This window comes from Streptomyces sp. CO7 (genome assembly GCF_053474865.1).
The window spans coordinates 1,434,237-1,443,097 of sequence record NZ_JBRIOU010000002.1; the positions used below are offsets into that span (position 1 = coordinate 1,434,237).

Sequence of the window (8,861 nt, forward strand, 5' to 3'; positions counted from 1 at the left end):
CCCACCCCCACCGACCGATGGAGACACCGTGACGACCGCTCCCGTGGCGCTCCCTCTGACGCCGCAGCAGAGAGGTGTGTACTTCCTGCACTGCCTGGCCCCGGACAGCGCGGTGTACAACGTGCCGATCGTGCTGCGGGTACGCGGCGGACTGGAGCGGGAGCGGCTCACCCGTGCCGTGGAGGTGCTCCGCTCACGCCACCAGGCGCTGCGGCTGACCGTCGAGGAACGGGACGGACAGGTCCTGCAGTTGATCCACCCGGCCGGGAGCGCCGCCCCGGTCGGGGTGAGCTGGACCGTGATGCCGGGGGCGGACGCCGAAGCGGCCGCCGCCGAGGCCGTGCGCCGCGCGGCCGAGCCCTTCGACGTCGTGCGCGGACCGCTGATGCGCGTCGACGTGGTGGAGACGGCCCCCGACGACCACGCGCTGGTGCTGTGCTTCCACCACCTCGTCGTCGACGAGACGGCGGCGACCACACTGGCCGGCGAGCTCGACCGGCTCTACGGGGACCCCTCCGCCCTCCCCGCGTCCGGGCCCGAACACACGTACGCCCAGTTCTGCGCCGGACTGCTGGCCGAACCCGACCCGGCCGGGCTCGCCTTCTGGCGCGAGCGGCTGGCCGGGATGCCCGCCCTGCCGCTCCCGGAGGAGCACGTCGCCGAGGACCACGGGCTGTTCACCGGCGACCGGGTCCCCTTCACCGTCCCCGCGGCCGTCTCCGAGCGGCTGGGCGCGTTCTGCCGGACCCACCGCGTCTCGGAGTTCATGGTCTTCCACGCCGCCCTCCTGGTGCTGCTGCACCGGTGGACCGGCGCCACCGACATCGCCGTCGGCACCCCGATGAGCGGCCGGACCGAACCCCGGTTCGCCGAGACCGTCGGCTTCTTCCAGAACACCGTCGTGCTGCGCGGCGCGGTCGACCCCGAGGAGAGCTTCGCCGCGCTGCTCAAGCGCGCACGGCGCACCGTGCTGGAGAGCCTGCAGCGCCAGGACACGCCCTTCGAGGCGGTCGTGGAGGCCGTCCGCCCGACCAGGGAGGCGACCCGCAACCCGCTCTTCCAGGTGGCCCTGGTCTTCAACCGCCGCAAGGTGGAACAGGACTGGACCCTCCCCGGCCTGGACGTCGCCCCGCTGCCCTTCCGGTGGGCCTCCTCCCACTTCGACCTGACCCTCACCCTGCTCCACGAGTACGGCGTGCTCAAGGGCGACTTCGCCTTCAGCGCGCAGCGCTTCGGCAGGCCGACGGTGGAGTGCCTGACCGGGGTCCTGCTGCGCCTGCTGGACGGACTGCTCGCCGACCCGGACGCCCCGGTGGCCGCCGCGGAACTCGTGCCGGACGACGAACGCGCACGGCTGCTGACCCTGGGCAAGGAGGCGGGCCGGTACGTCCTGGACGAACGCGGGCGTCCGCTGCCGCTCGGCTTCTGGGGCCCGGTGCACACCGGCGATCCCGCCGGGGGGACCGTCACCCCGACCGGCGAGGTGGGCCGCTTCGCCCCGGAGGGCGGCTTCGAGCTGTGGCGCCCTCCGGCCGAGGCGGCCCTGGCGGCCCACCCCGCGGTGCTCGCCGCCGCGCTCGTGCCCGGCGGGGAAGGGGAGAGCGGCGAGAGCGTCGGATGCGTCGTCCTGCGGCCGGACGAGCGCCCCCCGGAGCCACGTGCCCTGCTGGACCACCTGGCCGCCCGCGTCCCCGCGCACCTGATGCCCCGGCGGATCGTCGTGTGCGACGCGCTCCCGGCGGGCGTCGACGGCCGGCCCGACCTCGACGCACTGGCCCGGCTCGTCGCCCCCGCGTCCGGAGCACCGGACGCCTCCGACGGCCCGCGCGACGAGGAGCCGCGGGGCGACCTGGAGCGCCGCCTCGCCGACGTCTTCGAAGCCCTGCTGGGGGTGCCCGGCCTCGGCCAGCACGACAACTTCTTCGACTACGGCGGGCACTCGCTGCTGGCGGTGCGACTCGTCACCCAGGTCACCGAGGAACTCGGCCGGCCGCTGAACGTCGGGTTGTTCATGAACAACCCGACCGTGGCCGCGCTGGCCAGGGCCCTGACCGAAGGGACCGGGACGGACCGGGACGGCCTGGTGCGGCTGCGCGAGGGCGACGGCAGCGCGGACGGCCTCGCCGTGGCGCTGATCCACCCCGTCGGCGGCACCCTCATGTGCTACAGCGGCCTCGTCCCCCTGCTCCCGCCGGGCGTCGAGGTGGTGGGCCTGGAGCGGGTGGCGGGCGCGCACCCCGACGACGCCTCCTACGAGGAACTGGTGGCGCGCTACGCGACCACCCTGTCCACCGCGCTGAAGGGCCGCCGCGTCGCCCTGCTGGGCTGGTCGCTCGGCGGAGTCCTGGCCCACTCCGTCGCCGCCGCGCTCACCGGACTGGGCCACGAGGTGGCGCTGGTCGCCCTCCTCGACTCGCTGGCCCGGCGCACCGCCGACGACGCCGGGCAGCTGTCCGCCACCGGCGGGCAGCTGTTCGCGCTCGCCGGGGCGGTACGCCGCGAGGGCACCGGGGTGCTCGGCGGCACCGAGGAGCAGCGGCTGCTGATGCGCCGCCTCGGCGTGGACCCGGCGGCCCTGCGCGAGACGCACGCCGAGGAGGCGGCGCGGATGCTGGAGGACTGGGGCCGGCTGCTGGACCTGGTCGCCGGGTGCGTGCCCGCGCCGGCCGGCGCGCCGGTCCAGCTGTTCCTGTGCGCGGACAACCCTCCCGGCTATCCCGAGGCCCTGGAGGCGAGCTGGCAGGGACTCGCCGCCGGCCTCGAGGTCCACCGCGTCCCGGGCACGCACACCGAGGTGCTCGGATCCCCCGCCGTGGAGCGGGTGGCGGCGGCGTTCACCGAACGGATCGGTCTGTCATGACGCACCCCCAGGTGGCGAAGGACTGGTACGAGAGCGCCGGAGTGCGCAGCGGTCCCCGGCGGATGCTGGAGGAGGACCGCGAGGTCGGCCTGAAGGTCTTCCCCGAGGCACTGGTGCCGCACCTGCACCACGAAGGGCTCGCGGACCTCCCCGAGGAGGGCCGCAGCGCCCTGCTCACCCAGCACTTCTACACCTACATGCTCTTCACCTCGCACCTGGAGACCAAGGTGGTCAACCGGGGCGCGGCGATGGTGGCGCACGGCGAGGTCGACATCGACGTGGGCCCCGAGTCCCGCCTGGACGCCTTCAAGATCTACAGCGACGAGGCCTACCACGCGCTGTTCAGCATGGACGTGGTCCAGCAGGTCGAGAAGGTCACCGCCACACCGGTGCTCCCCTACGACTTCGCCCCGCGGGCCGCCCGGCTGGACCGGACCGCCCACCGCTTCCTGCCGGAGCACGGCACGCTCGCGCACCTGCTGCAGGTCGTCGCCTTCGAGACCGTGGTGACCCGGTTCCTGGCCCGGATACCCCGCGACGAGACGGTCTTCCGGGTGGTGCGCGAGGTGGTGGGCGACCACGTCCGCGACGAGGTCCACCACCACGCCTACTTCACCCGGTTCTTCAAGGAACTCTGGGCCGGACTGTCCCCCTCGCTGCGGGTCAAGGTGGCCTGCAGCATGCCGCACTTCGTCGACGACTGCCTGCGTCCGGACCTCGCCCCGGTACGCGCCGCGCTGCTGTCGGTGGGGGTGGCGGCGGACCGCGCGGACGAGGTGATCCGCGACTGCTACCGCGAGGAGACACTGGTCGCCGGGGTCCGCGACGCGGGACGGCACACCCTGGGGCTGTGCGAGTCCGTGGGCGCCTTCGAGATCCCCGAGGCACGCGAACAGCTGCACCTGCTGGGACTCGCCGACTGACTTCCCGCGCCGGGCGGCGGCACGCCCGAGGGGCGCCCCGCGGAGCGCCCCTCGTGGTCGTCGTGATCGTCGTGCGTCGCCGCCGGGTCAGGACTCCTCGGCGTCCTCGTCGGCCGTCTCGTCCTCGACGCCCTTCAGCGGCTCGCCCGCTCCGGTGCCGCCGCCGCTGTAGCCCTCGGTGGCGCTCGCCGTGCCGGGCACGACACGCTCCTGCGCCTCCTGCTCCAGCCCGGAGTGCGCGCCGGGGCCGCGGTCGGGGGTCTCCTCGTCCGTCCGCTCGTCCCGCTGTCCGGGGCTCTCGGGTCCGGTCATGACTCGCTCCCATCCTCGGGCGCCCGCCCACCCGGGTCGGGGAGGACGGGCGCGATGCGGCAGGCGGGTACCCGCCGCCACGGGCGGAAAACGAGGACGACCAGGTCAGCTCACGCAGCCGATGTGGGCCAGGGCCTGCTTGAGCAGGACACCGTGGCCGCCGGGCATCTCGTTCTGGACCAGCGGGGAGGCGGCCTCCTGCGGGCTGAACCAGACCAGGTCCAGCGCGTCCTGCCGGGGTCTGCAGTCGCCGGCCACCGGGACGACGTAGGCGAGCGAGACCGCGTGCTGGCGCGGGTCGTGGAACGGCGTGACGCCCTGGGTGGGGAAGTACTCGGCGACGGTGAACGGCTGCAGCGAGGCCGGCACCCGGGGGAGGGCCACCGGGCCGAGGTCCTTCTCCAGATGACGCAGCAGGGCGTCCCGGACCCGTTCGTGGTGGAGGACGCGGCCGGAGACGAGGGAGCGGGTCACCGCTCCGTCCGGGCCGATCCGCAGCAGCAGTCCGACGCTGGTGACCTCACCGCTGTCGTCGACGCGCACGGGCACGGCCTCGACGTACAGGATCGGCATCCGGGCGCGGGCGAGTTCGAGTTCGTCGGTGGTCAGCCAACCGGGCGTGGTTTCGGTCATGTCAGACACGCTGGCGATCATACTTTCCTCGGCCGGTCCGTGGGCATGGCGTAGCCGAGGACCCCCGCACGGGCGACGGCGCCCGCCCCCGTCCCCCGCGGGTGGGGTGGGCATCCGACGAGTGCGTCGCGCCCCGCGGGAGTGATCGGCACCCGGCTGGGGCCGGGCGTGCGGAACCCGTCCCGAGGAGCCTGGACCATGGCCCGCCGGTTCGACGAGGTGCGCCGCGCTGCATGCTGGTGCGCGGCGGCACCGCCGAGGGCGCCTCCTTCCTCGCCGGCGACCTGCCCACCGACCCCGCCGAGCGGGACGCGCTGCTGCTGCGCGTCATGGGCGGCCCGGCCCCCGGCAGGGCGACGACTCGGCGGCGGGCACCCGCTGACCAGCAAGGCCGCCGTGGTCCCGCCCTCCGCCCTTGTCGCCCGCGAACGGGGCCGCCGACGCCGATCACGTGCGGCACGTGCTCGGCGCGCGCACGGCCGCGGGCGGCACGGGCACGATCGGGAAGCCGGTCGCCGCGTGAGCCCTCACGCCCCGGCGGTACCGCAGGGCGGTGTCGGGTGCCCCGGACGGCTGCGCGGCGTCGCGCCGATCTTCCCCGGTGGCCAGGTGAGCGGGCAGGATCACCCCGGGCCACCGGACGTCCCACCGGGGCGTCGGACCGGGCCCCGCAGAAAGGAGAGCCGATGCCCGAGGAAACGATCGCCGTCGTCGGCGCCGGCATCGTCGGCCTCGCCACCGCCCGCGAGATCGCCGCACGGCGCCCCGGCGCCAAGGTCGTCGTCCTGGACAAGGAGCGGCGCGTCGCCGCACACCAGACCGGCCACAACTCCGGCGTGGTGCACGCCGGGATCTACTACCGGCCCGGCAGCCTCAAGGCGACCCTCTGCGCCCGCGGCGTGGCCCTGCTGCGCGAGTACTGCCGGGACCGCGGTCTGCCCTACGAGGAGTGCGGCAAGCTCGTCGTGGCCGTCACCGCGGAGGAGGTCCCGCGTCTGGAGGCGCTGTACGCGAACGCCCTGGAGAACGGGGTGCCCGGGGTCCGCAAGGTCGCGGGGGAGGGCATCCGGGAGATCGAGCCGCACGCCGCCGGGCTCGCGGCCGTCCACTCCCCGCACACCGCGATCACCGACTACACGGCCGTCGCGCGCTCCTTCGCCGCGGACGTCGAGGCGGGCGGCGGGGAGATCCGCCGCGGCTTCCCCGTCGGACGGATCCGCCGGTCCGCCGACGGCGTGGAGGTCATCTCCCGGGACGGCAAGTCCCTGGTCCACGCGGACCGCCTGGTGATCTGCGCGGGCCTCCACAGCGACCGGGTGGCCCGGCTCGCGGGCGCCACGGCCGACCCGCGCATCGTCCCGTTCCGCGGCGAGTACATGTCGGTCCGGCCGGAGAAGGCCGACATGGTGCGCGGCCTCGTCTATCCGGTGCCCGACCCCCGCTACCCGTTCCTCGGCGTCCACTTCACCCGGCGCGTCGACGGGACCGTGGAGGTCGGTCCGAACGCCGTCCTCGCCTTCTCCCGCGAGGGCTACCGCCTGAGCGACGTCGACCCGCGCGAGCTGGCCCGCGTCGCCGCCTTCCCCGGGGCGTGGCGGCTGGCCCGCCGGCACTGGCGCACCGGGGCCAGGGAGCTGCGCGGCTCGCTCTCCGTGCGGGCCTACATGAAGGCCGCCGAGGCCTACGTCCCCGGCATCGGCCCCGCCGACGTGGTTCGCGCCGGCGCGGGCGTACGGGCGCAGGCCCTCGCCCGCGACGGGTCGCTGCTCGACGACTTCGTCGTCCAGCACCTGGGCCCCGTCACCGCCGTGCGCAACGCGCCCTCGCCCGCCGCCACCTCGTCCATGGCCATCGCCGAACACATCGCCGACGCCGTACTCGACCGGACCGCGTCCGCCTGACTGCCCCAGCCCGACCGGCCCGGCGGCCCCCTGCCGGCAGCCGGGCGGGTTCACCCGGCGCGGGGCCGGCGTGCTCGGCACGGGAGGCGTCAGGGCGCAGGCGTACCGCGCGGCACCCCGGGCGACAGAGGCCCGCCGCGCGGGGTCAGCCCGTCGGGACGACCGCGCGGGGTCAGCCCGTCGGGACGACCGCGCGGCGGACGTCCCCCAGCACCGTGCGCGCCGCGATGGGGCCGCCCGGGGCCTCCCAGGCAGAGCCGTCGACCACCGCCACCCGGTGCCTCTCGTCCGCCTCGGCGAGACGCGCCAGGCCGGGGCGGGAGCGGGCCGACGCGAAGGTCTCGACCGCCTCCCCGCGCGCCGCGCCGCGCACGCCGAAGAAGACCCAGTCGCCGTCCGTGCCCTCGCCCGGAGCGCGACGCAGGCCCAACGAGCCCAGCGTGGAACGGACATGGTCGGCCGCCGCCGGCGGCGTGAGCTCGCCGTCCGCCCACCGGACCACGCCCACCGACCGCCCGGTGCCGGCCAGACGGGGCCTCACCGCCCGCGTGGCCTCCGCGAGTTCGGCGCCGTACTGGCCCAACACCTGCCGTCCGGCCGCCGCCAGGTTCAGGGCGTGCGCCGTGGCCGTGAAGGCACGCTTCCAGTCGTCCTCACCGGTCGAGGTCACCACCGTGGGCGCCACGGCCTGCAGCGCGTCCAGCTCGTCGACCGCGCGGGTGGACTCGTCCACCAGGATCAGGTCCGGCTCAAGGGCCTCCAGCCTCTTCACCCGGACCCGGCCGTCCCGCGCCACCACCCGGGCGGGCACCGCCCGGTCGGCCAGGTAGGACGGCGTCCGGTCGCCGTCCGCCGCGAACACCGCCGTGCCGTACGGCTCGACGCCCAGGGCCAGCGCCGCGTCCAGGGTCGCGCGGCTCAGCGTCACCACCCGCTGCGGGCCCAGCGGCACCTCCACCGTCCGCCCCCGCGCGTCCACGATCCTGCGCGTGCCCACCGGGCCTGTTGTCTCGGCGTCCTCCGCCCCGTCCGCGGGACCGAGGTCCTCGCCGGTGCACCCCGTGAGCAGCAGGGCGCCCGAGACGGCGACGGCCACGGACACGAGGACGGCCCGGCGAACGGCCCGGCTCCCGGGCCGGGTACGGGTCGGCGGCATCGGCATGCAGGCGCTCCTTGCGAGGGGTGTGATCGGCACGGTACCGGCAGTGGGACGTCCGTTTCGAGGCGGGCGCGCCCCGGACGCTCCCCGGGCGCCGGTCACGGGCGGCAACGCGGTGTCCCGCGGAGATCGATTCGCCTAGCATCAACCTCCGCATGGACACGATGACACTCTGGAACATCACTCCCTGGGGATTCGCCGCGCTCGCCGCCGCGGCCTTCCTCGTCGGCTTCTCCAAGACCTCCGTCAGCGGCGCCAACACGGTGAGTCTGGCCGTCTTCGCGGCCGTCCTCCCCGCCCGGGACTCCGTCGGCATCCTGCTGCCGGTGCTGATCGCCGGCGACGTGCTCGCCGTGCTGGCCTACCGGCGGCACGCCCACTGGCCGACCCTGTGGAAGCTCTTTCCCGCGGTCGCCGTGGGCGTCGTCCTCGGCACCTTCTTCCTGATGTGGGCCGACGACGGGGCGGTGCGCGTCTCCATCGCCGTGACCCTGCTGGTGATGACCGGCATCACCGTGTGGCGGACCCGCAGCAGCCGCCCCGACGACGCACCCGACGCGGTGGTCACCCGCGCCGGACGGATCAAGGCCCGCTCCTACGGTGTGCTCGGCGGCTTCACGACCATGGTCGCCAACGCCGGAGGCCCGGTGATGTCCATGTACCTGCTGTCCTCCGGCTTCAGGAAACTGGGCTTCCTGGGCACCTCGTCGTTCTTCTTCCTGATCGTCAACGTCGGCAAGGTGCCGTTCAGCGTCGGGCTCGGCCTGATCGACACCCGGGCGCTGCTGCTGGACGCCGCCCTGGTGCCGTTCGTGCTCCCCGGGGCGCTGCTCGGCAGGTGGGCGATCACCCGGATCAACCAGCGGCTGTTCGAGCAACTCGTGATCGGGGCCACCGTGTTGGGCGCGGTGCAGTTGCTGCTGCGCTGACGCCGCCGCTCACCGGGCGCCCGGCTGCCCGCCCCGCAGCCGCGGGGCGCGGGCGCTCGGGTCCAGCGGGTCGCGAGCCGTCTCGACGTCGTCCGCCAGCGCCCTCGCCCACGCCGCCACCGACGTCAGGTCCATGCCGTGGAC

7 protein-coding genes and 1 pseudogene are annotated in these 8,861 nt (G+C 75.1%); 5 read left to right on the plus strand and 3 right to left on the minus strand.

Annotated elements, in window-relative coordinates; genetic code table 11:
- Positions 1–28 precede the first annotated feature (28 nt).
- Both ACOV8S_RS08570 and ACOV8S_RS08575 read left to right on the plus strand, forming a co-directional pair.
- A complete protein-coding gene (locus ACOV8S_RS08570; RefSeq protein WP_448317092.1) occupies positions 29–2,860 on the plus strand; it encodes a condensation domain-containing protein in 2,832 nt (943 codons plus the stop codon).
- Complete coding sequence (locus tag ACOV8S_RS08575; RefSeq protein WP_448317094.1) at positions 2,857–3,783, plus strand: diiron oxygenase; 927 nt, start codon at positions 2,857–2,859, stop codon at positions 3,781–3,783. Before ACOV8S_RS08570 ends, ACOV8S_RS08575 begins: the two co-directional genes overlap by 4 nt.
- Before the next feature lie 87 nt (positions 3,784–3,870).
- Here ACOV8S_RS08575 and ACOV8S_RS08580 read toward each other — a convergent pair whose 3' ends face one another.
- Complete coding sequence (locus ACOV8S_RS08580; RefSeq protein WP_448317095.1) at positions 3,871–4,095, minus strand: hypothetical protein; 225 nt, start codon at positions 4,093–4,095, stop codon at positions 3,871–3,873.
- 105 nt (positions 4,096–4,200) lie between these two features.
- Positions 4,201–4,728 (minus strand): NUDIX hydrolase family protein, encoded by a 528-nt coding sequence (locus ACOV8S_RS08585; RefSeq protein WP_448317400.1) that lies wholly within the window; start codon positions 4,726–4,728, stop codon positions 4,201–4,203.
- A 233-nt stretch (positions 4,729–4,961) separates the two neighbouring features.
- Between ACOV8S_RS08585 and ACOV8S_RS08590 the strand changes: the two are divergent.
- A pseudogene (locus ACOV8S_RS08590) lies at positions 4,962–5,063 on the plus strand (PrpF domain-containing protein); the annotation flags it as partial.
- A 351-nt stretch (positions 5,064–5,414) separates the two neighbouring features.
- Positions 5,415–6,629, plus strand: a complete 1,215-nt coding sequence (lhgO, locus tag ACOV8S_RS08595) for an L-2-hydroxyglutarate oxidase (protein WP_448317401.1) — start codon at positions 5,415–5,417, stop codon at positions 6,627–6,629.
- A 172-nt stretch (positions 6,630–6,801) separates the two neighbouring features.
- Here lhgO and ACOV8S_RS08600 read toward each other — a convergent pair whose 3' ends face one another.
- A complete protein-coding gene (locus tag ACOV8S_RS08600; protein WP_448317096.1) occupies positions 6,802–7,791 on the minus strand; it encodes an ABC transporter substrate-binding protein in 990 nt (329 codons plus the stop codon).
- A 152-nt stretch (positions 7,792–7,943) separates the two neighbouring features.
- On the opposite strand from ACOV8S_RS08600, the gene ACOV8S_RS08605 reads away from it, so the two are divergent.
- The gene (locus ACOV8S_RS08605) at positions 7,944–8,717 is read left to right on the plus strand and encodes a sulfite exporter TauE/SafE family protein (protein ID WP_448317097.1); all 774 of its coding nucleotides are present in this window, start codon (positions 7,944–7,946) and stop codon (positions 8,715–8,717) included.
- Positions 8,718–8,861 lie beyond the last annotated feature (144 nt).

Coding starts and splice junctions, on each gene's coding strand:
- ACOV8S_RS08600 (WP_448317096.1), bottom strand. CDS start 7,791: ATGCCGATGCCGCCGACCCGTACCCGGCCCGGGAGCCGGGCCGTTCGC.
- lhgO (WP_448317401.1), top strand. CDS start 5,415: ATGCCCGAGGAAACGATCGCCGTCGTCGGCGCCGGCATCGTCGGCCTC.
- ACOV8S_RS08575 (WP_448317094.1), top strand. CDS start 2,857: ATGACGCACCCCCAGGTGGCGAAGGACTGGTACGAGAGCGCCGGAGTG.
- ACOV8S_RS08585 (WP_448317400.1), bottom strand. CDS start 4,728: ATGACCGAAACCACGCCCGGTTGGCTGACCACCGACGAACTCGAACTC.
- ACOV8S_RS08580 (WP_448317095.1), bottom strand. CDS start 4,095: ATGACCGGACCCGAGAGCCCCGGACAGCGGGACGAGCGGACGGACGAG.
- ACOV8S_RS08605 (WP_448317097.1), top strand. CDS start 7,944: ATGGACACGATGACACTCTGGAACATCACTCCCTGGGGATTCGCCGCG.